Origin of the sequence: Aeromonas sp. 1805, assembly GCF_013085525.1 — a bacterium.
GTDB lineage: Bacteria > Pseudomonadota > Gammaproteobacteria > Enterobacterales > Aeromonadaceae > Aeromonas > Aeromonas hydrophila.
The window spans coordinates 543,587-564,175 of the sequence record NZ_CP038515.1; the positions used below are offsets into that span (position 1 = coordinate 543,587).

Annotated in this window: 23 protein-coding genes; 4 read left to right on the forward strand and 19 right to left on the reverse strand. The window is 66.1% G+C overall.

Annotated elements, in window-relative coordinates; genetic code table 11:
• Window positions 1–7 precede the first annotated feature (7 nt).
• Genes E5E96_RS02435 through E5E96_RS02505 form a run of 15 tightly spaced genes read right to left on the reverse strand, consistent with a single transcriptional unit; the run spans window position 8 to window position 13,243 of the window.
• Complete coding sequence (locus E5E96_RS02435) at window positions 8–469, reverse strand: hotdog family protein (protein ID WP_171281483.1); 462 nt, start codon at window positions 467–469, stop codon at window positions 8–10.
• Complete coding sequence (locus E5E96_RS02440) at window positions 462–1,646, reverse strand: beta-ketoacyl-ACP synthase (protein WP_171281484.1); 1,185 nt, start codon at window positions 1,644–1,646, stop codon at window positions 462–464. Before E5E96_RS02440 ends, E5E96_RS02435 begins: the two co-directional genes overlap by 8 nt.
• Window positions 1,643–2,200, reverse strand: coding sequence for a DUF3261 domain-containing protein (locus E5E96_RS02445; protein WP_042065886.1), 558 nt, complete (start codon window positions 2,198–2,200; stop codon window positions 1,643–1,645). Before E5E96_RS02445 ends, E5E96_RS02440 begins: the two co-directional genes overlap by 4 nt.
• Window positions 2,197–4,557 (reverse strand): MMPL family transporter, encoded by a 2,361-nt coding sequence (locus E5E96_RS02450; RefSeq protein WP_171281485.1) that lies wholly within the window; start codon window positions 4,555–4,557, stop codon window positions 2,197–2,199. Before E5E96_RS02450 ends, E5E96_RS02445 begins: the two co-directional genes overlap by 4 nt.
• Before the next feature lie 50 nt (window positions 4,558–4,607).
• Window positions 4,608–5,222, reverse strand: a complete 615-nt coding sequence (locus E5E96_RS02455; RefSeq protein ID WP_139393661.1) for an outer membrane lipoprotein carrier protein LolA — start codon at window positions 5,220–5,222, stop codon at window positions 4,608–4,610.
• Window positions 5,219–5,644 (reverse strand): thioesterase family protein, encoded by a 426-nt coding sequence (locus tag E5E96_RS02460; RefSeq protein ID WP_011707154.1) that lies wholly within the window; start codon window positions 5,642–5,644, stop codon window positions 5,219–5,221. Before E5E96_RS02460 ends, E5E96_RS02455 begins: the two co-directional genes overlap by 4 nt.
• Before the next feature lie 28 nt (window positions 5,645–5,672).
• Window positions 5,673–7,235 carry a histidine ammonia-lyase gene (gene hutH, locus E5E96_RS02465; protein ID WP_171281486.1) on the reverse strand — a complete coding sequence of 521 codons (1,563 nt, stop codon included), beginning with the start codon at window positions 7,233–7,235 and terminating at the stop codon, window positions 5,673–5,675.
• Complete coding sequence (locus tag E5E96_RS02470) at window positions 7,222–8,925, reverse strand: glycosyltransferase (protein ID WP_171281487.1); 1,704 nt, start codon at window positions 8,923–8,925, stop codon at window positions 7,222–7,224. The genes hutH and E5E96_RS02470 overlap by 14 nt, the downstream gene beginning before the upstream one ends.
• On the reverse strand, window positions 8,922–9,293 hold the full coding sequence (locus E5E96_RS02475; protein ID WP_171281488.1) for a hydroxymyristoyl-ACP dehydratase: 372 nt from the start codon (window positions 9,291–9,293) through the stop codon (window positions 8,922–8,924). The genes E5E96_RS02470 and E5E96_RS02475 overlap by 4 nt, the downstream gene beginning before the upstream one ends.
• Complete coding sequence (locus E5E96_RS02480; RefSeq protein WP_171281489.1) at window positions 9,277–10,647, reverse strand: AMP-binding protein; 1,371 nt, start codon at window positions 10,645–10,647, stop codon at window positions 9,277–9,279. Before E5E96_RS02480 ends, E5E96_RS02475 begins: the two co-directional genes overlap by 17 nt.
• Window positions 10,644–11,231, reverse strand: coding sequence for a hypothetical protein (locus tag E5E96_RS02485; RefSeq protein WP_016351791.1), 588 nt, complete (start codon window positions 11,229–11,231; stop codon window positions 10,644–10,646). Before E5E96_RS02485 ends, E5E96_RS02480 begins: the two co-directional genes overlap by 4 nt.
• Window positions 11,232–11,250: 19 nt before the next feature.
• Window positions 11,251–11,499: an acyl carrier protein gene (locus tag E5E96_RS02490; protein ID WP_171281490.1), complete on the reverse strand. Its 249-nt coding sequence runs from the start codon at window positions 11,497–11,499 to the stop codon at window positions 11,251–11,253.
• 3 nt (window positions 11,500–11,502) lie between these two features.
• Window positions 11,503–11,769, reverse strand: a complete 267-nt coding sequence (locus tag E5E96_RS02495) for a phosphopantetheine-binding protein (protein ID WP_029299230.1) — start codon at window positions 11,767–11,769, stop codon at window positions 11,503–11,505.
• A gap of 17 nt (window positions 11,770–11,786) precedes the next feature.
• Entirely contained in the window at window positions 11,787–12,545 is a 759-nt protein-coding gene (locus E5E96_RS02500) for a lysophospholipid acyltransferase family protein (protein ID WP_171281491.1), read from the reverse strand.
• A complete protein-coding gene (locus E5E96_RS02505; RefSeq protein WP_171281492.1) occupies window positions 12,530–13,243 on the reverse strand; it encodes a beta-ketoacyl synthase chain length factor in 714 nt (237 codons plus the stop codon). The genes E5E96_RS02500 and E5E96_RS02505 overlap by 16 nt, the downstream gene beginning before the upstream one ends.
• A 176-nt stretch (window positions 13,244–13,419) precedes the next feature.
• On the opposite strand from E5E96_RS02505, the gene E5E96_RS02510 reads away from it, so the two are divergent.
• Genes E5E96_RS02510 through E5E96_RS02520 form a run of 3 tightly spaced genes read left to right on the forward strand, consistent with a single transcriptional unit; the run spans window position 13,420 to window position 15,242 of the window.
• Window positions 13,420–13,884, forward strand: coding sequence for a hypothetical protein (locus tag E5E96_RS02510; protein ID WP_011707164.1), 465 nt, complete (start codon window positions 13,420–13,422; stop codon window positions 13,882–13,884).
• A gap of 18 nt (window positions 13,885–13,902) precedes the next feature.
• Window positions 13,903–14,979 carry a methyltransferase gene (locus E5E96_RS02515; RefSeq protein ID WP_171281493.1) on the forward strand — a complete coding sequence of 359 codons (1,077 nt, stop codon included), beginning with the start codon at window positions 13,903–13,905 and terminating at the stop codon, window positions 14,977–14,979.
• Window positions 14,980–15,026: 47 nt separating this feature from the next.
• Window positions 15,027–15,242, forward strand: coding sequence for a hypothetical protein (locus E5E96_RS02520; RefSeq protein ID WP_017409353.1), 216 nt, complete (start codon window positions 15,027–15,029; stop codon window positions 15,240–15,242).
• A 45-nt stretch (window positions 15,243–15,287) separates the two neighbouring features.
• Here the strand turns inward: E5E96_RS02520 and E5E96_RS02525 are convergent, their stop codons facing one another.
• Both E5E96_RS02525 and E5E96_RS02530 read right to left on the reverse strand, forming a co-directional pair.
• Complete coding sequence (locus E5E96_RS02525) at window positions 15,288–16,043, reverse strand: DNA/RNA non-specific endonuclease (RefSeq protein ID WP_011707167.1); 756 nt, start codon at window positions 16,041–16,043, stop codon at window positions 15,288–15,290.
• Window positions 16,044–16,285: 242 nt separating this feature from the next.
• Complete coding sequence (locus E5E96_RS02530; protein WP_011707168.1) at window positions 16,286–17,263, reverse strand: cytochrome-c peroxidase; 978 nt, start codon at window positions 17,261–17,263, stop codon at window positions 16,286–16,288.
• A 449-nt stretch (window positions 17,264–17,712) separates the two neighbouring features.
• On the opposite strand from E5E96_RS02530, the gene E5E96_RS02535 reads away from it, so the two are divergent.
• Window positions 17,713–18,438, forward strand: a complete 726-nt coding sequence (locus E5E96_RS02535; protein WP_171281494.1) for a carbonic anhydrase — start codon at window positions 17,713–17,715, stop codon at window positions 18,436–18,438.
• 75 nt (window positions 18,439–18,513) lie between these two features.
• Here the strand turns inward: E5E96_RS02535 and E5E96_RS02540 are convergent, their stop codons facing one another.
• Window positions 18,514–19,422 carry a pseudouridine-5'-phosphate glycosidase gene (locus E5E96_RS02540; RefSeq protein WP_171281495.1) on the reverse strand — a complete coding sequence of 303 codons (909 nt, stop codon included), beginning with the start codon at window positions 19,420–19,422 and terminating at the stop codon, window positions 18,514–18,516.
• Window positions 19,416–20,507: a PfkB family carbohydrate kinase gene (locus E5E96_RS02545; protein ID WP_024943589.1), complete on the reverse strand. Its 1,092-nt coding sequence runs from the start codon at window positions 20,505–20,507 to the stop codon at window positions 19,416–19,418. Before E5E96_RS02545 ends, E5E96_RS02540 begins: the two co-directional genes overlap by 7 nt.
• Window positions 20,508–20,589: the final 82 nt, after the last annotated feature.

Here is a 20,589-nt window from a genome sequence, read left to right on the forward strand (position 1 = left end):
AGCTTCCTCAGGCTAACAAATCGGACAATTCGCCGGGGCTCGGCTGGTAGGTGGAGAGTCGCGCCTGGGCGCACTCCTCTCCCGCCAGCAGGATCCGGCAATCAAAACTGGCCATGCCGCCGTCTTGCAACAGGCAGCAAACCTCGATGGTCAGCAGGCTGCCGGCCGCAAAGGCGGGGCGCAGGCAGCGATACTTGCGACTGCCGAGCAGCATGCCGATGCGCACCGGCTCGCCGCGCAGACGCCCCTGCATGCCGGCCCAGGCGGCGATGGTCTGCGCCATCAGCTCGATGCCGACCCAGCCGGGCAGGTTGCCCTCACTATCCAGCAGCAGAGCATGGCGGGCACCGATGCGGGTCTCGCAGCGCGCCTGCTGGGCATCCGCCGTGCAGAGCCTGTCCAGCAGCAGCATGGGGGCCTGGTGGGGCAGCAGGGTCTCGATGGCGGGCAGTGAACTTGGCTCATTCATGGTGGACGCTCCCAAGCAGCAGGCTGACATTGTTGCCACCGAAGGCAAAGGAGTTGGAGAGCACCCGGGGCGCCGCGAGCGGCACTTCACCGCTCACCAGCTGGATGGGCGCCAGCGCCGGATCCGGCGTCGTCACCCGCTGGGGCGGCAGCGGCAGAGCGCGCTCCAGCAGCAGGCAGGCGAGCGCGGCCTCGATGGCCCCCGCCGCCCCCAGGGCATGACCGGTGAGCGGCTTGGTGGAGCTGCAGGGCACCTCGGCACCAAACAGCCGATGCACCGCCTGGCTCTCCATGGCGTCGTTGAGACGGGTGGCGGTGCCGTGCAGGTTGACGTAGCCCACTTGCGCCGGCGTCAGGCCCGCCTGGGCCAGCGCCATCTGCATGGCCGCCTCGGCGCCGATACCGTCTGGATGGGGCGCCGAGATGTGCCAGGCATCGGACGATTCCCCCGCCCCCAGCAGCGCCAGCGGTGCAGGCATGTTACTCAGCAGAAACAGCGCCGCCCCCTCGCCGATATTGATCCCCTGGCGCGCCTCATCAAACGGCTGGCAGCGCGCACAGCTGAGGGACTCCAGGCTGTCAAAGCCGTTGATTGTGAGCCCGCACAGGCTGTCGGCGCCGCCCACCAGCACGGCGTCCACCAGCCCGGCCGCCAGCAGCCGCTGGCCGCTGATGAAGGCGCGCGCGCTGGAGGAGCAGGCGGTGGAGATAGTCCAGGCCGGCCCGGTCAGGCCCAGATGACGGGCCAGAAATTCGGACGGCGAGCCCAGCTCCTGCTGACGATAGTCAAAGGCGGGCGGCACGGCCTCCCCGCGTCGGGCGGCGGCCACCGCCAGCTCGGCCTCGCCGATCCCGGCAGTGCTGGTGCCAAGCACCAGCCCCACCCGCGCGGGGCCATGCATTGCCAGCGCCTCGTCGAGGGCGGGCTGCACCTGGGCCAGCACCGCCAGCAGCAGCTGGTTGTTGCGCGAAGCGTAGGGGGCCAGCGCCGCCGGTATGGCCGACAACTCGCCCTCCACTCGCCCCACCGGGGTCTGGCGGCCATCCAGCAGCGGCGCCCGGTGGCGATCCAGCGGGCTCACGCCCGACTGCTGCCAGGCCAGCAGCGCCTCGGCGCTGGCATCGCGCCCCGTCCCCAATGCCGAGACGAGGCCATAGGCGGCGATATAACAGCTCATTGGCTCAGGGTCTCCAGTTGCAGACGGTAGTGGAACACGTGCTGCTGCAAGCCGACCGGCTCGCGCACGCCGTCGACGTCGCGGTAGCGGATTTCGGTCACCAAAGTGCCGTCGGGGGCGCGCAGCCGGCGCAGCGGCCCTTCGTCGCGCAGCGTCCAGCCCGGTGGCAGCTGCGACTGCCAGCTGGCGAGCGGCCAGTAGCAGAGCATCACGTCTGCCAGCACCTGGCTCACCGGCGGCATGCCGGTGGTGAGCAGCGGGCTGAGCTGGCGGGTGGAGATCCCCTGCTGGTCATAGCGCACCAGAAACAGCCGCACCCCGCTCGGGGTCAGCCCCACCAGGGTCAGCTGGCGGCCGTCGGCCTCCAGCACCGTCATCAGCTGGTGAGTGCTCTCCCCCACGCTGGCAGTCAACAGCTGCTGGCGATAGAAAGGGGCGGCCAGCACGGGGGCCGGCAGCGTCATGACCGTCCCCTTGTCGAGATAAGCGGTGGGGGTCGGCTGGCTGCTACAGCCTGCCAGCAAGAGAATGATAAAGGCGAACAGTGGTCTCATGGTTGCTCCTGCTCCCGGTGGTCGCGCACCGGCGGGGTACATGCCGGCTTGTCCAATCCCTGTTTATCCAGCACCAGAGGCGACAACAGGAAGGCGGTAAAGATACCGCCGCTCAGCACCAGACCAAAGCCCGCGATGGCAGAGGTGTGGCTCAGCGCCAACAAACCGAACGAGAGCTGGGTGGTCAGGTTGGCCAGCAGGATGGCGAACATGGTCGAGCGCTGGCGCAGAGGATCCCCGCCGCTGTAGGCAAAAAACAGGCTGTAGTCGATGCCGATGCCGAAGATGAGGCTCATGGCCAGCACGCCGAACAGGGTGAGCGGCTGGCCGCAGGCAGCCAGCAGGGCCAGCCCGGCCCCCAGCGAAAACCCGCTGATCAGCAGGACTCGCCCCCCCTTGCGCCAGCCGAAGCGGGCCCACAGCAGCCCTCCCACCAGGGCGATCGCCACCAGCAGCAGTTCGGTCAGCTTGACCCGGTAGTGGGCGAACAGCTGGCTCCACTGATTGCGCGGATCCTGCCAGAACACCCCCTCCTGCCCCTCTGCCAGTTCTGCCACGGCGGCAACATCCGTCACGCCGTTGACCGGCAGCCAGAGCGCCACCCGGCCATCGGCCATGGTATGCCACAGCAGCCGGCTGCCCTCGCTGACCGGGTTGGCCAGCCAGTGCTGCGGGGTCAGAGGATGCCAGGGGCGAGGCTCGGCCTTGACCGGCACCCCGGCCTGGTTGAGTCGCGTCACCACCTCTGGCAACAGACCCGTGAGGGCGGCGTGATCCGTCTGCTGGCGTGCCAGCGAGGGCAGCCACTGGGCCAGTGACACGAAGCCCGTCAGCTGACCCTCTGCCTTGGCCTCGGCCAGTTTGCGGCTCATGGCCTCGAGCCGCTGCAACGCCGTTTCACCGTCGGCCGCCGTCACCAGGAAGCCGGTCATGCCCCCCTGCTGGCCGGTGAGGCGCTGGATCTGCCGCTCCTGGGCCTGCAGCTCGACGGGCAGCGGTTGCAGGCGGGCGATGTCGTCATCGACGGCCAGCCGGCTCACGCCCGCGCCGATCAGGGCCAGCCAGAGCAGGGGCACGCCCCAGCGCAAGAGACGCCACTCGCGCCACCATCTGAGCCAGAGCGCCATCGGCACCAGCACACGCGCCTCCCGCTGGGGCAACTCCCCAAGCCAGAGCGGGTACAGGCAGAGCACGGTAATGAACGACGCCGTCAGCCCCACCAGGGCGCACAGAGCCATCTGCTGCAGGCCGGGGAAAGGAGCGAGCCAGAGCAGGCCATAGCCGACCAGGGTGGCGAACAGTGCCATCGACAGGCTGGGCAGCAGGCGGGCACGGGTCTGGTGCGGGCTCTCCTGCCGGCCATGCAGGCGCCGCTCGGTCAGGAAGTGGATCCCGTAATCTATGATGCCGACCAGGCTGGAGCTGATCACCAGGGTGAACATGTGCACCTCGCCAAACCACAGCAGCACCGCCAATACCCCCCAGGCGAGGCCGACGGCGATGGGCAGCAGGGAGATCCAGAGCGCCCGCAACGAGCGAAACGCCAGCCACATCAGCAGCAAGACCCCGACCGTGGAGCCAAACCCTATGGTGGAGATGTCCTGTTGGGCCAGCTCGCTGGCATGCTGGCTGTAGAAGAGGGTGCCACGGCGCAGCAGCTCCACGCCCGGAAACTCGGTCTTGAGGCGCTGCTCCGCCTCGTTGAGCCGGCTCAGCAGCTCGCTGTTGCGGGCAAGATCGAAGGCCGACAAGTCCAGCTCGGCGCGCAGCAGATACCACTGCCGCCCGGCCTCGTCCCGGCTGATCAGCCAGCCGTGGTCGAGGCGCAGGGGACTGGCCATCTGTCCCTGCACCGCGGCCCGGGTCAGCAGCAGGGGATCCGCCTGCCACTCGGTGCGAGAGACGCCGCCAAAGGGGCTGTAGATCTGGCCGAGCACCCACTGGCTCCAGACCTCTGGCCCCGCAGCCAGCCGCGCCCGGCTGCCCTCGTCGAGGCGCTGCCAGCCATAGTCATAGATGAAGCCTTGCCAGGCGGAGGCCAGCTCCGGCTGGGCGGCGCGTACCGCGCTGAGCTCGGGCAGGGCCTGCAGGTTGTTTGCCCACGCCTGCGCCGCGGCCTGGCCATCCTGCCCTGCCGGCAGGCTCAGCATCCAGACAAGCTGCCTGTCGACCTGGCGCAACAAGCCCTCACGCAGGGCGGGATCCAGTGCGGAGCGCTCCTCGTGGGGCAGCAGGTCCATCAGGCTGGTGTTGATGCGGCTGTGGGAGAGCTGCCAGCCGAGCAGCGCCAGCGCCAGCGCGCTGAGCAGCAGCCAGAGCCAGGAGAGCCAGCGCCAGGTGGTTTCAGCTTGCAGCAAGAGGGGCTCTCCTCGTCCCGGCGGGGGCGCCGCGCTGGCGCGTCATCGTGCTAGTGGGCAGCAAAGCGGGCCTGCTCCTCAGGGGTCAGCGGCAGGGCGCGATCCCGCCAGGCGGTGAAGCGGATGCGGGTGCTGTCACCCTGCTTGTCGGCGATGAGCAGCTGATCCAGCTGCCCCTGTCCGCTCAGGGTGAGGCTGGCAAACACCTTGTCGAGCGGTGCCAGGGTCGGCACCAGCACCAGCTGCCAGCCCGCCTCCGTGCTGTGAAAATCGATGCTGAAGTAGCGGCTCAGGGTCGCCTCGTCCGAGCCGAACAGCGCCAGCAGCATCTGGCTGAACTCCAGCAGCTGGGGATTGTCGATGACGGTGGCGGGCTGGCCCGCCATCTGTTGCACCATGCGCGTCGGCGTCAGGACCAGGGTCAGCGGGAAGGGTTTCTGCTGCTGCCACCAGAGCCCCTGATCGCGCACCAGCAGCAGCTCGCCGGAGGCTTTGAGCGGCTGGCTCAACCCCGCCACCTGCTTCTCCTGCTCGAAACTGGCCTGCTTGGCCTCGTTCAGGGCGAGCAACTGCTGCACCTCGGCCCGGCTCAGGGGCGCCGCCTGCAGCGGCCATGTCAGCAGCAGGAACAGACCGGCCAGCAGCGGCCTTGTCAGCCGGCTCATTGGCTCACCCCCAGCTTGTCCAGCAGCACCTGGGGCGAGGCCAGGCACATCTCGCCGCTCGCCTTGCTGACCGCCACCTGGATGCTGTAACCCTTGCTGGTGCGGGTGCCGCTCGCAGCGTCGCTCAGCAGGTAGTCGATCTTCAGGCGGTTCTGGTACTCGGTCAGGGTGGCGCGCACCCGCACCCGCTGGCCGAAGCGCAGCGGCGCCAGGTACTTCATCCGGGTGTCGATGATGGGCCAGAGGTAGCCGGAGGCCTCCATCTGCGGGTAGTTGTAGTCGATGAGATCGAGCAGGGCGCAGCGGGCCAGCTCGATGTAGCGAAAGTAGTGGCCGTGCCAGGCAACCGCCATCATGTCCACATCGTGGAACGGAATGGTCACTTCGATCTCGGCGCTGATCTGCCAGGGTTCATTCTGCATGGCTTGTCTCATCAATAGTGACCTTGTCTCAGTTCCGGTTCGGCCCATAAAGGGGATAGTGGCGCTGGCGAATGCGGGCGATCAGCGCCCTCAGCTCGGGCTCGAGCCCCCGATCTTCCAGCAGCAGGGCGAACTCGGCCCGCACCTGCGCGACCATGGCGGCCAGCGCCGTACCAAGCGGACGGGTGAAGGGGGTAGGCCGGGCCAGGCGCAGCTCCACACCCTGCACCGCCGCCAGCAGGCAGGCGGCCGCCACCTGTTCGGTCAGGGTCAGCACCCGCAGCGCATCGCGCGCCGCTATGGTGCCCATGCTCACCTTGTCCTGGTTGTGGCACTCGGTGGAGCGGGAGAAGACGCTGGCGGGCATGGTCTGCTTGAGCGCCTCTGCGGTCCAGGCCGAGACGCCGATCTGCACCGCCTTGAAGCCGTGGTTGATCATCTGCCGCCCCTCTGGCGCGCCGGAGAGGTTGCTCGGCAGACCGCCGTTGAACTTGCTGTCCACCAGCTGGGCCAGCTGGCGATCCAGCAGGTCGGCCAGGTTGGCGACGGCCGCCTTCATGCTGTCCATCGCCATGGCGATGTGGCCACCGTAGAAGTGGCCGCCGTGCATCACGTGCTCCCCCTCGCCATCGATCAGCGGGTTGTCGTTGGCGCTGTTGAGCTCGTTCTCGATGAGCTGGCGCCACCAGGGCAGGCTGTCGGCCACCACCCCGATGACGTGGGGGGCACAGCGCAACGAGTATCTGTCCTGCAGCCGGTCGCTGTGGCGCGGCAGCTCGCCGGCCACCAGATCTTCCCTCAGCCAGGCCGCGATGCCCTGCATGCCGGGGTGTGGCTTGGCGGCAAACAGCCGCTCGTCGAAATGGAAGGCGTTGCCCCCCATGGCGACGCTCACCAGGGCGGTGATCCGGGTCGCCAGCCGCATCAGGTAGTCGGTGCGGGCGTAGGCGAGGCAGGCCAGTGCCGTCATCACCGAGGTGCCGTTCATCAGCGCCAACCCCTCTTTCGGCCGCAGGGTCAGGGGGGTGACCCCCAGCTCCCGATAGACCTCGGCGGCGGGGCGCAGCACACCATCATGATGAAGCTCACGCTCCCCCACCAGCACGGCGGCGACGTAGGAGAGCGGGGTGAGATCGCCGCTGGCGCCCACCGACCCCTCTTCCGGAATGCGCGGCACCAGATCCTGCTCCAGCAGCCAGCAGAGCCGCTCGAGCAAGGCCGGGCTGACCCCGGAGACCCCCTGCGCCAGCGAGCAGAGCCGGGTCGCCAGCACGGCGCGACCGGCATCCAGTTCGAGATCCGCCCCCAGCCCGCAGCCGTGAAAGCGGGTCAGGTGCAGCGGCAGCTCGGCCACCAGCTCGGTCGGTACCGGCCGGGTCACCGAGTCGCCGTAGCCGGTGGTCACCCCGTAGATGACCCCCTCTTCGGCCAGCAGCCGGTCGAGAAAGTCGGCGCCCCGCTGGATGCGGGCCATGAAGGCGGGATCCGGATTCAGTGCGGGGGTGGCGCGCCCTTCGGCCAGTGCCACCACGTCCTCTATGGTCAGCGGCTCGGCGCCGAAGGTGACCCTTCTCATCTCACTCTTGTTCATCGGTCAGCTGCCAGAAATCAAAAAAGTTGAACCAGTCCAGCGGGGCCTGCAGGCAGTGATGCTGCAGGCGATCGGCATAGGCCTGCACCCGGGACGCAAGAATCTGTTGGCGCCCTTGCCGTGGCAGGGGTTGGCCGTCGGCAAAGGGCTCGAAATGCACCCGAAAGCGGCCCTGCTCCTTGAGGCCGAACATCAGGTAGACCGGGCAGCCCAGCACGCTGCTGAGCACGAAGGGGCCGAGCGGAAAGGGCGCCGGCGCGCCGAGAAAGTCGGCCCAGATCACCCGCTTCTCCCGGGTCACCGAGGTGCGATCGCCGACGATCACCACCCACTCCCCCCGCTCCAACTTCTCCTTGAGCAGGATGGCGGTATCGGCCCCCAGCTCCTGCACCTGGATGAGATTGAGGTGCGAATCCGGGTTGATCTGTTTGAGCAGGGCATTGAAGCGGGCCGCATGGCGGGTAAACACCAGCGCGTTGATGCGCAGCCCCTGCTTGCGGCTGCCCAGGGCGCGGCACAGCTCCAGATCGCCGAGGTGGGAGCCCAGCAGCAGCACGCCCTGACCGCTGTTGATGGCCGCCTGGTAGTGCTCCGCCCCCACCAGCTCCACCTCTTGCTCGGTGATATCACCGCGCCAGCCCGCCAGCTTGTCGAGCGCCGCCTCGCCAAAGCGCAGGAAGTGGCGAAAGCTCGATCTTGGCTCAGGGGGCAGCGCCACACCGCTCGCATCGGCGAAGGACTCGAGGCGGGCCAGATAGGCTTGGGATGCCTGGCGCTGGGCCCGGCCGGTCAGCCAGAAGTAGCCGATGACCGGATAGAGCAGCAGGGAAAACCCGCGCCGCCCCAGCAGACGGTAGCTGGTCAGCATGATCTGCATGCCGAGCAGGGATCCCCGCTCCGGGGTGCGCGACCAGTGGGTGCGCCGCTCGCGCCACAACTGCGCCGCCCGGGTGCCGAGGCGGCGGGGCCAGCGGCAGAGGCGCAGCAGCTGATCCCACAGCAGGCGGCACACCAGCCGGGTGTGCATCCAGGAGATATCGCGGTTGTCGCGCCAGAGTTGGAAGTGGGAGCTGCCATCGGCGGGATAGATGACCCGGGTCGGCACGAAGCGCACCGCCACCCCGGCCCAGTAGAGGCGCACCATCACCTCGGTGTCAAAATCCATCCGCCGGCCGAGCGCCACCCGTTCGAGCAGCGCGCAGGTGGCCGCCAGCGGATAGACCCGAAAGCCGCACATGCTGTCCTTGATGGCGAACGACAGCGTCTCGATCCAGACCCAGACATGGGTGATGTAGCGGCCGTAGAGGCGCCCCTTGGGCACGGAATCATCATAGAGCGGACGGCCGGAGACAAGCGCCGCCGGGTGCTTGTCCGCCTCGGCCAGCAGGGCCGGAATGTCCGCCAGATCGTGCTGGCCGTCGGCATCCACCTGCAGGGCGTGGCTGAAGCCGAGTTCATGGGCGCGGCGCAGCCCCGTCATCACGGCACCACCCTTGCCCTGGTTGTGGGGGTGGCGCAGCAGGGTAACCCAGGGGTAACGCGCAGCCAGCGCAGCCAGCTCGGCGGCGGCGACGGGCTCGCTGCCATCGTCGACCAGCAGGCAGGGCAGCCCGTATTCGGCCAGCCGTGCCAGCACGGCGGCCAGCGGGCCGGCGTGGTTGTAACAGGGGATGAGAATGCAGGGCGTCATGGGATCAGCCGCACCCGGCCGCTGCTCGCCGGCTCATCGCCGAGCAGGTACTGAAAGAGGAGCTGGCCCTTGTCCGCCTGCCACTGCAGGTGCAGGCTGCACTCGGCCCCGGGGCGCAGGGGGCGCTGGAACTTGAGCTGATCCACCCCGTGAAACGGCTGCGCCAGCTTGAGCAGGCAGGCAGCGTAGTGCATCACCCAGTGGATCTGGGTGACCCCGGGCAGCAGGGGCACACCGGGAAAATGGCCTGCAAGCCAGGGCAAATCGGGATCGAGCCGCAGTTGCAGGCACACCCCGTCGGCCAGCGTCTCGCAGGCCAGCACGGTGGGCAAGGTGTTCGCTGGCAGAGAATCAACCGAGAGGCTCATCGAACAGCTCCTTGAGTTGTGGCCAGGGCCGCTTGCCCTGAGCGTTGACAGGCATCTGCTCGACCCGGCGCACGCTGCGCGGCAGGGCGACCGGCTCGAGCCAGGGACGCAGCTGCTGGCGCAGGGCCAGCAGGAAACGCCCGGGCCCAAGCTCGGCCCAGCGGGCGGTGCCCAATTCACTCAGCACCAGCACGGCGCCGAGGATCTGGCGCTGGCCCTGTTGCAGGGGCAGCACAGCGGCCGCCTCCACCTCCGCCAGCGCCTGCAGGCGCGCCTCCACCTCGTCGAGGGAGATGCGCTTCTCCTCCAGCTTGACCACCCGATCCTGGCGGCCCAGCAGCTCGAAACCGCCCTCGTGCAAGGCGATGCGATCGGCGCAGGCGAGCCACTCCGCCGTTGGCAGGAAGGGGGAGCGCAGCAGCAGACCCTGCTCCGGGCCGACTCGCACCTCGACCCCGGGCAGCGTCGTCCAGGGGGTCTGTACCTGGTGGCGCTGACGCCAGCCGATGCCGCCGGTCTCGCTGCTGCCGAAGATCTCCACCGGCAGCTGACCGAACAGCTGTCTGGCCTGCTGGGCATCGCCCGGTTGCAGGGGACCGCCGGAGGAGACGATCAGCCGGCAGCCGGCGGCAGCAATGGTCGGATCGAGCCGGCTCAGAAATGCTGGCGAGGCGATCAGGCACCAGGGGGCCGTTTGCAGCGCCAGCTGCTCCGGGTAGTCGATGCTGCGGCGATCAAAGGGGCGGCCGAGACCAAGCGGCAACAGAATACGAAACAGCAGGCCATAGATGTGCTGGTGACTGACGCTGGCCAGCACCCGGGTGCCCGCCAGCCGCTCGCCCCACAGCGCCATCTGCACCCGCAACTCCGCCTCCAGCTGGGGCCAGGCCTTGGGGATCGCCTTGGGCTCGCCGGTGGAGCCGGAGCTGAACAGGGTAAGATCGAGGCGCTCAGGCGGCAGGGCAGCGCCGTCTGCCTCCGGCTCGTCATCCGCCACCAGCAACGGCAGCCTGAGCTGCGCCGCCGTGAGCGCCGCCCCCGGCAGCTCGCCGTCGGTGAGCAGGCCGTCGAACTGGCTCTGCAGCGCCTGCAGACCGGCCAGCCGCTGATGGCCCGGCAGGATGGCCCGGTGCCCGCCGAGGGCGCAGGCGAGCAGCGCCTGGGCAAACAGCAGGCTGTCATCGAAACAGAGTGCCCAGCGCATGCCCGGCCGATCTGGGCCGGCCAGACGGGCCATGGCCTGCGCCAGCTGCAGGCTGCCACGACGCAGCTCGGCCAGGGTCACTTCGCCATCCGGGCCGAACGCCACCACGCGCTCGCCGTCCCGCAGCCAGATAGTTTGCAGCAGGGTCATGGGGCCAGCCTCTTGAGCAGGCGGCGGCGCACCAGATACTCAGCGCCCATCAGACCGCCCATCAGGGCGTAGCTGATGAGGCCGTTGTAGAGGCTCCAGAGCGCCAGATCCCCGTGCCAGATGGTGAAGGCCGCCAGCGCGCCGTTGATGACAAAGAAGCCGCACCAGACCTGGGTCACCCGCCGGGTGTAGCCGATGGCTGCCGGCGGCAAAGCGGGATCCTGCAGGCGGGCCAGCCGCTCCACCAGGCTCATGGGACGAGTCAGGCTCCAGCCGAACAGGCAGAGCAGCGCCAGGCTCACCGCCAGCGGGTAGTAGAGCAGCCAGTGCCGGGCGCTGAACAGGGCAGACAGCAGGGTCAGCCCCAAGCCGATGCAGGCCAGCAGGCGGCCCAGCCAGAGCCATTCCGGCAAGGGGCCGAGCCGGACCCGCCCCTTGAGCAGGCCGGGCAAGAGTCGCAGCGAGAAGATGAGCAGCAGACCGAGCAGCAGCGGGGTCTGACCGGCGTGGGTCAGCCCCCAGTAGACCGCCAGCGGGTAGAGCAGCAGGGCACCACCGGCCAGCCAGGAGAGCCAGCGCATCATAGCTGGGCGTGCACCGGCATCAGGCGTCGGCCAGCAGACGCTCGACCGCATCCACCACGTCGTTGACGCTGCGCACCGACTTGAACTCTTCCGGCTTGATCTTCTTGCCGGTCAGCTTCTGCAGGTGCACCACCAGATCGATGGCGTCGATGCTGTCGAGCTCGAAATCCTGATAGAGACGGGCCTCGGGGGTGATGGCCTCTTCGTCGACCTCGAACAGCTCGACAAGGGCAGCCTTGATCTGGGCAAAGATGTCGTCACGGGTCATGGCTCAGGCCTCCCCTTTCGACTGGGCCTGCACCAGGGCGACCAGCGCCGTGACGGAGGCGAAATGACGACGGGTGTTTTCATCCTCGGCGGAGAGCACGATGCCGTAGCGGCCCTTGATGGCAAGGCCCAGCTCCAGCGCATCGATGGAGTCCAGCCCCAGGCCGTCACCGAACAGCGGCGCCTGACTGTCGATGTCGTCAGGGGTGAGCCCCTCGAGGTTGAGGCTGTCGATGATGAGTTGTTTTATCTCTAGATGCAGGTCTTGCATAACTGTTCCACATGCTGTCATTGAGGCCCCGGTTGCAGGGCCTGGGTGAGAAACCGGGTCAACTGGCGGGCGGCCAGCGCACAGCTCTGGCCGGTGGCGACCACCTCGTCCGCCGCCACTTGCTGCAGGAATTCTATGGTGAAAATCGGCTTATTTTCCGGGATCTTGAACCATTTGTCCTGCTTGGTGAGAAATCGGGTGCTGCAGTGGATCCGCACCAGTTGCAACGGCACCTGGCTGCGCACCGCCAGCTGGGCCGCGCCGCGCTGCAGCTTGATGGGTTCGCCCGGGGTGGTGCGGGTTCCCTCCGGGAACACCAGCAGCAGGCCGCCGGCCCGGATCCGCGCCTGGCACAGGGCCAGCAGATCCTCGCCGGCCACGTTGGGCAGGTAGTCGGCGGCCCGTACTACACCGCCGATGAAGGGGTTGCGCCAGAGGGACTGCTTGACGATGCAGTCGCACACCGGCATCTCGGCCGCCAGCATGACGTAATCGAGCAGGCTGGGGTGATTGGCCACCACCAGGGCACCGCGCAAGTGGGCGGGCATGCCGCTCACGCGGTAATCGAGCACTCCCCAGCCGCGCAGCACGCCGAGAAACAGCCGAAAGCTGTGGCGAATGGTGAGCTGGGCCAGGGTACGGCGCCGCTCGCCGCGCAGACAGAGCGCCAGCAGCGGAAACCAGAACAGGGAGAGCAGCAAGCCCCCCACCCCGAACAGGGTGAAGCCCAGAGCCGTGCCGATCAGTCGCCAGCCCCGGTTCAGCAACGCTGCCATCTCCACTCCTGACGGTCGTCAGCGAGGATCAGGGTCGGCTCGCCTCGCAGCAGGGCACGCCAGCAGGCCAGACTCTGCGGCTGCGGGCGGGCGACCGATTCGACGGTACGATGCGCCCCCGCGCAGCGCCACTGGTCGCCCGTCGTCAGCACCAGCCCCAGCGCGTGGGGTGGCGCCTCCTCCGCCAACCAGGGGCGGTGAAACGCGGGCACCGGCCCCTCGAAGGCCACCAGCAACACCCGACGGGCACCGGCCTGCAGGGCGCAGACCGCTTCGGTCAGGCCCGCCATCAGGCTGTCCTCCCCCGCGGCCAGCGAGGTCATGGGGATGGCGGCCTTGCCCTGAATGGAGCAGAGCCCGGCGGCGGTGTTGTGTACCGACATGGAGAAATCGGTGGGCGACAACGCCTGCCCGTCCGCCAGCGCCTGCAGCAGGGTCATGGAGCGGGCCAGCTCGCCGTGGCGGCTGACGAAGACGGCACTGTCTATCTGGTGGCGGGCCAGCAGGCTCAGCCCCACCTGCACCGCCAGCCGGGCCCCCTGACTCAGGCGGCGCGCCATCATCATCGGCAGCAAGGGGGTGGCGGGAAACGGCGGGTCGACCGGCCAGCGGCCCTGCTGCGCCCACGCCTGCCAGGCAGCCTCATCGGCCAGACCGGGTGACAGGGCCTGGCTATCCAGCAGCGAGAAAGAGAGCATGTTTCGGGCAACCTGTCCTTACATCGATGGGTGGACGCGAAGACGATAAAAGGCACTCACCCGGCGGGCAGTGCCTGCTCCACGACATTGAATGGCGTCATCGGCTTAATACCGGCGGATAATACCATTATTCATCAAAAATAATAGCCAGCGCAGATTATCAACCGCCTTGGTGATTGAAAATAAACTATTTGTGTTGTCTCATTGCCACGCCCAAATTGATGAATATCCTTCCCAAGGAAAATATTATGAAACTCATTAATAAAATATCCCTGCTGCTGGCTTGTGCCCTGCTTGCCGCCTGCTCCACCAGCCAGCCAATTCGCAATATGGCAGCCAATCCGGTGCCCTTCAATCTGACCGAAGAACAGGTGGCCAATGCCATTATTACGGCCGGCATCAGCAAGAGCTGGGTAATGCGCCAAGAGCAGCCAGGACTAATTCGAGGCCAGGTCAATGTGCGCCAGCATCAGGCGGTGATCAATATTCCTTATAGCGCTCGCGATTATTCCATTAATTATGTGAGCAGCGTCAATCTGGACGACAAAGGCAAGGGCAGCATTCACCGCAGTTATAACCGCTGGGTACTGGGTCTGAACCAGGCCATTCAGGCGGAACTCGCCCGCACCCAGAGCCGCTGATCCGGCAGGAGCCACCCCGTGAATCACTATCAGGCGGATCCCTACAACGCGCTGGAAGCCATCAGCGAGGCCCAGAAAATCGCCTTCGGGCCCATGCTGTTTCAGGCCAGCTGGTGCCTGCGTGAAACCGGGGTGCTGGCCTATCTCGAGACCCGCGGCTCGCGGGGGGCCGCGCTGGCCGACATCGCCCAGGCGTGTCAGCTCAGCGAATACGGCGCCGGTGTACTGCTGGACATGGGGCTCGGCGGCGGACTCTGCTATCTGAGCGAGGAGCACTATGTGCTGGGCCGGGTCGGCAAGTACCTGTTGCACGACGCCATGAGCCGGGTCAATCTCGACTTCACCCAGCACGTCTGCTATCAGCCCCTCGCCCACCTGCTCGATGCCATCCGCGACGGCACCCCGGCCGGTCTGCAGGAGTTCGGCCCCTGGCAGACCCTCTACCCGCACCTGAGCGAGCTGCCCGAACCGGCTCGCCGCAGCTGGTTCGCCTTCGATCACTTCTACTCCGACTGGGCCTTCCAGCAGGCCCAGGACAAGGTGTTCGGCTACGAGCCGCGCCACCTCTACGATCTGGGCGGCAACACCGGCAAGTGGGCCATCGCCTGCGCCAGGCGGGATCCGGCGCTGCAGGTCACCATCCTGGATTTGCCCGAGCAGCTGGCGCTGGCCCGCTGCAACATCGAGGAGGCGGGGCTGGCGGCGCGGGTGCATGGCCACCCGGTGGATCTGCTGCAAGCGGGCCCCCTGCCCGGCGAGGCGGATATCTGGTGGATGAGCCAGTTTCTCGACTGCTTCAGCCACGCGCAGATCGTCGCCATCCTGAACCGGGTCCGGCTGGCCATGAAACCGGACGCCCGGGTCTGCATCCTGGAGCTGTTCTGGGACAGACAATCCTTTGAAGCCGCCAGTTTCAGTCTCAACGCCACCTCCCTCTACTTCACCTGTCTGGCCAACGGCAACAGCCGCTTCTACCACTCCAAACAGCTGTACCAGTGCCTGCGCGAGGCCCACTTTCACGTGGAGGCCGAGCACGAGATCCCGGGGCCCGGCCACACCCTGCTGGTTGCCCGCCCATTGCACACGAGGCCATAATGCCGCCATCGGCATGGAGATGATGATGAAACGAGAAGGAGCACGGCATGAGGCGTGACTGCATGACCCTGATGGCCCTCGGCCTGACCCTGGGCAGCCTGCTCGGCGGCTGCGCCGACATCAAGGAGGCGGGCAGAACCGTGGGGCACACCACCCGCAACGTGACCCGCGAGATTGGCCACACCACCCGCGACGTGACCCGGGAGATCGGCCACGGCACCCGGGATACCGTCAAGAAGGTCGGGGATGAACTGAGCAAATGAAAACAGGGGCCGCGGCCCCTGTTTTCATGATGCTCATGGCCTGGCTCAGTTGCCCCACATGGCCATCAGCTGAGACTCCATGGCCTCTTCCTGCTCATCCGGCAGCTCGGCGAAGAAGTCCAGTCCGGTCTGCTCCTCCACCGCATCCACCGTCACTATGTAGTCTGCCAGCTTGCTGGCCGACACGTTCTGCTGCGGCAGGATGAAGGCGATCGCCTCCTTGTTGGCCACATCCATCACCACCCGGTAATAGGCGTGGGGCACGGTCACGCCGTTGCCGATGGAGGCATCGGAGTTGGTGAAGATGGGGCCGGTGATCACATAGACATCCTGATAGGCGATGGCCCACTGCCGGGTCTTCTCCTCCAGGATGCGCCAGGCCCCCTGGTTGAGCGCCGGCAGCTGCGGGGTCATGTTGGTCAGCAGAAAGCTTTGCTTCATGGTGGTGGCGGTGGAGCGCATGTCCGCCGCCGGTGCCTGATGGCCGCGGTCATAACCGGAGCCCTTGTAGTCGGCCAGGGTGGCGCGGAACTGCACCGGCACCTCCTTGTCCTCGGCAAAGGCATCCTTGCGCGGCACCTGGCCCTGGGCGCTGGCGGCCGTCATCCGATAAGAGACCCAGTCAGAGACCTTGGTGTCGTAGTTGTAACCGGCGGCATAGCCGTCCCGGCACAGCAGTTGACTGGATTGGCTGGGCACCCCGAGCTTGACGTGATCCTTGCATTGGAAGCCCGCCGCCAGGCTCGGGAAGGTGGTGAGAGTGAATCCGATAGCCAGAACTAATTTATTGATATTATTCATTATTATGCCACTCCTTGTATTAGGCGGAGTGATTTGACACCGGGTCGGATGAGTAAGGCAATCGAACAAATTGTGAGCGTGTCGGAAATGTGAAGAGGGCTGCAAATCGGTAAAATCGGCGCCGCCAGCTGGGGGATTGTCATCCTTTTGTCATTGTGTAGTGCAGTAACTTCGAGAGGCTTATCAGATAGATAGGAACAAAAAAGCGGAGCCGGTGGCTCCGCTGCAATCATCACTCCCGCTCAGCTCTTGACCTGAGGCCTGGGGGTATCGGGTTGGGAGGGCGGCAGAATAGGCAACACGATCTGCGGCTGCTCGCCGGTCAGGCTCTTGAGGTAGGCGGTCATGTCGTCCGCCTCCTGCTCGCTCAGGGTCTGGCCGAGCTGGATATCCGCCATGATCTGCACCGCCTCCTTCAGATCCCACACCGAACCGTCGTGGAAGTAGGGGTAGGTCAGCTCGATGTTGCGCAGGGTCGGCACCTTGAACCAGCCGATGAACTGCTTCTCGCCGGTCACCCCACCGCGTCCCTGGGCCGGGTTGTCGGTCTTGAACGGCTTGACCAGCCCCATCTTCTGGTAGGAGTTGCCGCCGATGGCCACCCCGTTGTGGCAGGCGGTGCAGCCCTTATCCTTGAACAGCTGATAGCCCTTCAGCTGCTGCGCGGTCAGCGCCTTGGCATCCCCCTTCAGCCAGCGATCGAACGGCGCGTTGGGGGTGACCAGGGTCTCCTCGAAGGCGGCGATGGCATCGGTCACCTCGTCGATGCCGAAGTCCGCCTTGCCGTACACGGCGCTGAACCGGGCCCGGTACTCGGGCAGGGTGTGCAGGGTCTCCACCGCCAGCTTGTGGGTGAAGGCCATCTCCAGCGGGTTCTCGATGGGGCCCGCCGCCTGCGCCTGCAGATCCTTGGCGCGCCCATCCCAGAACTGCACGAAGTTGAGGCTGGAGTTGAGCACGGTGGGCGAGTTGATCGGCCCCTCCTTCCACTTGTGGCCGAGGGAACTGACCTGGTTGTCTACCCCGCCGGTCGCCAGGTTGTGGCAGGAGTTGCAGGAGATGGCGTTGGATTTCGAGAGTCGTGGTTCGAAGAACAGCATCTTGCCCAGCTCGACTTTTTCCGGTGCGCTCACCTTGGCCGCTTCCACCGGCTGGATCGGCTCGTTCGCCCACCCCATCCCTGGCAGGCCCAGCGCCAGCAACAGACAATATTTATTCATTTTTTCTCTCTCCCTTGTGGCTGTGCATAACAGCAGCCTCAGCCTGCCCGGGAAAGCCTGTGCATTATTTGTTCAAGATCAAATGAGACCAACAAAAACCACATTAAAAACAAGTAATTAATATATTGCAGACGGACTAGTGGCGGGGACTTGCGCGGCAAAAAAGAGCTGAATTCCGATGAATGAATTATGAGCAAATTCATCTGCGATGACAGCCAATTAATTAGATTGCTGTCATTGAATAAAGCGATTATTCAATATGCAGGCATGGCCGCCCATTATTTAGATTCATCTTGAATACATCATAAATATCGTCGGCGATCACCCAGCCAATAATAAAAATACCGTCTGACCTTCTGTATCCCGCAATTCAGATGATGCCTTCCGTTATTTCCTCGTCAATGCAGGAAACGGATCGCCGTGCTTTTCAATCAAGATAAGGATGCATGATGAGAAAGTCCCTGTTGGCCGTTGCCCTGTTGCTCTGCCCCGCCGCCTTCGCCGCCACCCCGCATTGGGAATACAGCGGTAAGGCCGGCCCGGCACAGTGGGCCAGACTGACTCCGGAATTTGGCCAGTGTGCAGGCAGCAACCAGTCGCCGGTCAACCTCGACGGTCTGGTCGAGGCCGAGCTGGCCCCGCTGCAGTTTCACTACCTGGCGGGGGGCCGCAGCGTCACCAACAACGGCCACACGGTGCAGGTCGACTATGCCCCCGGCAGCAGCCTTGAGCTCGACGGCATGCGCTTTGAGCTCAAGCAGTTCCACTTCCACGCCCCCAGCGAAAACCTCATCAAGGGCCACTCCTATCCGCTGGAGGGGCACCTGGTGCATGCCAACGCCAAGGGTGAGCTGGCGGTGGTGGCGGTGATGTTCGAGCCGGGCCAGGCCAATGCTGCCCTGAGCCAGGCCTGGCAGGTGCTGCCAGCCAAGGCGGGAGAGAGCCACGCCTTCAAGGAACCTCTCTCGGCCGAACAACTGCTGCCCGCCAAACGCGACTACTACCGCTTCAGCGGGTCACTGACCACCCCGCCCTGCTCGGAAGGGGTGCGCTGGCTGGTGATGAAGCAGCCGGTGCAGGTCAGCCAGGCCCAGATCGATGCCTTCAAGGCGGTGATGCACCACCCCAACAACCGCCCCGTGCAACCGCTGCACGGTCGGCTGGTGCTGCAATAACGCCCCCGTCGCTCACCGAGTCGACATGAAAAAAGAGGGCCCGTGGGCCCTCTATTTTTCATTCACCACGAGCCGTTACAGGCTGGCGGCGATGCGCGCCCCCAGGGCGGCGTTGTTCAGTACCAGCTGGATATTGGCTGCCAGCGAGTTGCCGCCGGTCAGTTCGCACACCCGGGCCAGCAGGAAGGGGGTGGACTCCTTGCCCTTCACCCCCTGCTCGTCCGCCTCTCGCAGTGCCTGGGCAATGGCGGCGTCGATGTCGGCCTTGGGCATGGCAAACTGGGTCGGGATCGGGTTGGCCACCACGGCACCGCCGGCCAGTCCCAGCTCCCACTTGAGGCGCAGCGCTTCGGCGATCGCCGCCGGGCTCTCGAGGCGGTAATCCACCTTGAAGCCGCTCTCGCGGGTGTAGAAGGCGGGCAGCTCCTCGGTCTGGTAGCCGATCACCGGCACACCCTGGGTCTCCAGGTACTCCAGGGTCAGACCGATGTCGAGGATCGACTTGGCGCCGGCGCAGACCACCGCCACCGGGGTCTGGGCAAATTCCTGCAGGTCGGCCGAAATGTCGAAGGTCTCCTGGGCGCCGCGATGCACGCCGCCGATACCGCCGGTGGCGAATACTCGGATCCCGGCCATGGCAGCGATGATCATGGTGGAGGCCACCGTGGTCGCCCCCAGCCCCTTGTTGGCCAGCATGAAGGGAATGTCGCGGCGACTGCACTTGGTGGCGGCATGACCGGCCCGACCCAGCGCTTCCAGCGCCCCCTCATCCAGACCCACCTTGAGGCGGCCATCGATGATGGCGATGGTGGCCGGCACGGCGCCGTTGTCGCGCACCACCTGCTCGACCTGGCGCGCCGTCTCTACGTTCTGCGGATAGGGCATGCCGTGGGAGATGATGGTGGACTCCAGGGCCACCACCGGCTTGCCGGCAGCAAGGGCTTCAGCGACGACCGGTTGGATATCGAGGTAAGCGTTCAACATGGGTACTCCTCCAGCATGCGTTCAACGGCGGCCTTGGATAGGCCGGAAAAGACGGTATCGGAACAATTGACGGTGAGGGCGGCGCAACCGAGGGCGAACCGGGTTGTCTCCATGATGCCCTGCTCCTGCAACCAGGCGTGGGCCAGCCCTGCCATGAAGGCATCGCCGCCGCCGGTCACGTTGACGACCGGGCTGCCGAGCACGGGCAGATGGCCCTGGCACTCCCCGTCGCTATAGAAAATCCCCTGATCGCCGAGGCTCAGGAACAGCCGCTGCACTCCGGCGCGGTGGAACCAGGCCGCCGCCATGGGCCAGGTGTCGGGCCCCGCGATGGTGAAGCCGCACAGCTGCTCCGCCTCGCTGCGGTTGGGCTTGAGGGTGTGGATGCGGTGCAGCCAGGGGCGGATCTTCTCCACCTTGGCCACCGAGACGGTGTCGACGAAGATGATGTGCTCACCCTGGCGCTCGAACAGCCAGTCGAGGGTGTGGGTGGCCAGGTTGGTGTCGAGCACCCAGAGCCGGGCCGCGCCAAGAAAACCGCTCAAGGGGGTGAGCCGGGCCGGGGTGAGCTGCTCGATGATCGCCATGTCGTTGACGGCGCAGCTCATCTCGCCGCTGCCATCGTGCAGGCTCAAGTAACAGGAGGTCGCCTGGCCATCCAGCATCAGCACCTGGCGCACGTCGACGCCGGCGCGCTGGGTCACGTCCAGCAGATGATGGCCGTATTGATCATTGCCCACCGCGCTCAGCAGCCGGGTGTCGGTACCGAGGCGCGCCAGGTTCTCGGCGATGTTGCGCCCCACCCCGCCGGCCGAAGTACGCACCTTGCCGGGATTGGAATCCCCGATGCGCAGGTTGTCGTGGCTGCAGCCGCAGATATCCATGTTGGCGCCGCCGATCACCACGGCGTAGGGTCCTTCGCGCAGCACATAACCGCGCCCCTGCACATAGCCCTGGCGCATCAGGCTGGAGATGTGGCTCGCCAGCGCCGAGCGGCTGATACCGAGCCTGTCCGCCAGCTCCTGCTGGGCAATCATGGGGTCCTGGCGCAGCAGGGCGAGGATCTCTTGCTCACGTTCAGTCATAGACAAACATCCAGTTACAAACGTTTGTCCATTATTTCCGAAAAACGTTTACCCGCCATCGTCTCGTGCAAAAATTGTCGGC

Excerpts from the sequence above, each read along its gene's own strand:
- E5E96_RS02435 (WP_171281483.1), bottom strand. The coding sequence starts at position 469 with ATGAATGAGCCAAGTTCACTGCCCGCCATCGAGACCCTGCTGCCCCAC.
- E5E96_RS02440 (WP_171281484.1), bottom strand. The coding sequence starts at position 1,646 with ATGAGCTGTTATATCGCCGCCTATGGCCTCGTCTCGGCATTGGGGACG.
- E5E96_RS02445 (WP_042065886.1), bottom strand. The coding sequence starts at position 2,200 with ATGAGACCACTGTTCGCCTTTATCATTCTCTTGCTGGCAGGCTGTAGC.
- E5E96_RS02455 (WP_139393661.1), bottom strand. The coding sequence starts at position 5,222 with ATGAGCCGGCTGACAAGGCCGCTGCTGGCCGGTCTGTTCCTGCTGCTG.
- E5E96_RS02460 (WP_011707154.1), bottom strand. The coding sequence starts at position 5,644 with ATGCAGAATGAACCCTGGCAGATCAGCGCCGAGATCGAAGTGACCATT.
- hutH (WP_171281486.1), bottom strand. The coding sequence starts at position 7,235 with ATGAACAAGAGTGAGATGAGAAGGGTCACCTTCGGCGCCGAGCCGCTG.
- E5E96_RS02470 (WP_171281487.1), bottom strand. The coding sequence starts at position 8,925 with ATGACGCCCTGCATTCTCATCCCCTGTTACAACCACGCCGGCCCGCTG.
- E5E96_RS02475 (WP_171281488.1), bottom strand. The coding sequence starts at position 9,293 with ATGAGCCTCTCGGTTGATTCTCTGCCAGCGAACACCTTGCCCACCGTG.
- E5E96_RS02480 (WP_171281489.1), bottom strand. The coding sequence starts at position 10,647 with ATGACCCTGCTGCAAACTATCTGGCTGCGGGACGGCGAGCGCGTGGTG.
- E5E96_RS02485 (WP_016351791.1), bottom strand. The coding sequence starts at position 11,231 with ATGATGCGCTGGCTCTCCTGGCTGGCCGGTGGTGCCCTGCTGCTCTAC.
- E5E96_RS02490 (WP_171281490.1), bottom strand. The coding sequence starts at position 11,499 with ATGACCCGTGACGACATCTTTGCCCAGATCAAGGCTGCCCTTGTCGAG.
- E5E96_RS02495 (WP_029299230.1), bottom strand. The coding sequence starts at position 11,769 with ATGCAAGACCTGCATCTAGAGATAAAACAACTCATCATCGACAGCCTC.
- E5E96_RS02500 (WP_171281491.1), bottom strand. The coding sequence starts at position 12,545 with ATGGCAGCGTTGCTGAACCGGGGCTGGCGACTGATCGGCACGGCTCTG.
- E5E96_RS02505 (WP_171281492.1), bottom strand. The coding sequence starts at position 13,243 with ATGCTCTCTTTCTCGCTGCTGGATAGCCAGGCCCTGTCACCCGGTCTG.
- E5E96_RS02520 (WP_017409353.1), top strand. The coding sequence starts at position 15,027 with ATGAGGCGTGACTGCATGACCCTGATGGCCCTCGGCCTGACCCTGGGC.
- E5E96_RS02525 (WP_011707167.1), bottom strand. The coding sequence starts at position 16,043 with ATGAATAATATCAATAAATTAGTTCTGGCTATCGGATTCACTCTCACC.
- E5E96_RS02530 (WP_011707168.1), bottom strand. The coding sequence starts at position 17,263 with ATGAATAAATATTGTCTGTTGCTGGCGCTGGGCCTGCCAGGGATGGGG.
- E5E96_RS02535 (WP_171281494.1), top strand. The coding sequence starts at position 17,713 with ATGAGAAAGTCCCTGTTGGCCGTTGCCCTGTTGCTCTGCCCCGCCGCC.
- E5E96_RS02540 (WP_171281495.1), bottom strand. The coding sequence starts at position 19,422 with ATGTTGAACGCTTACCTCGATATCCAACCGGTCGTCGCTGAAGCCCTT.
- E5E96_RS02545 (WP_024943589.1), bottom strand. The coding sequence starts at position 20,507 with ATGACTGAACGTGAGCAAGAGATCCTCGCCCTGCTGCGCCAGGACCCC.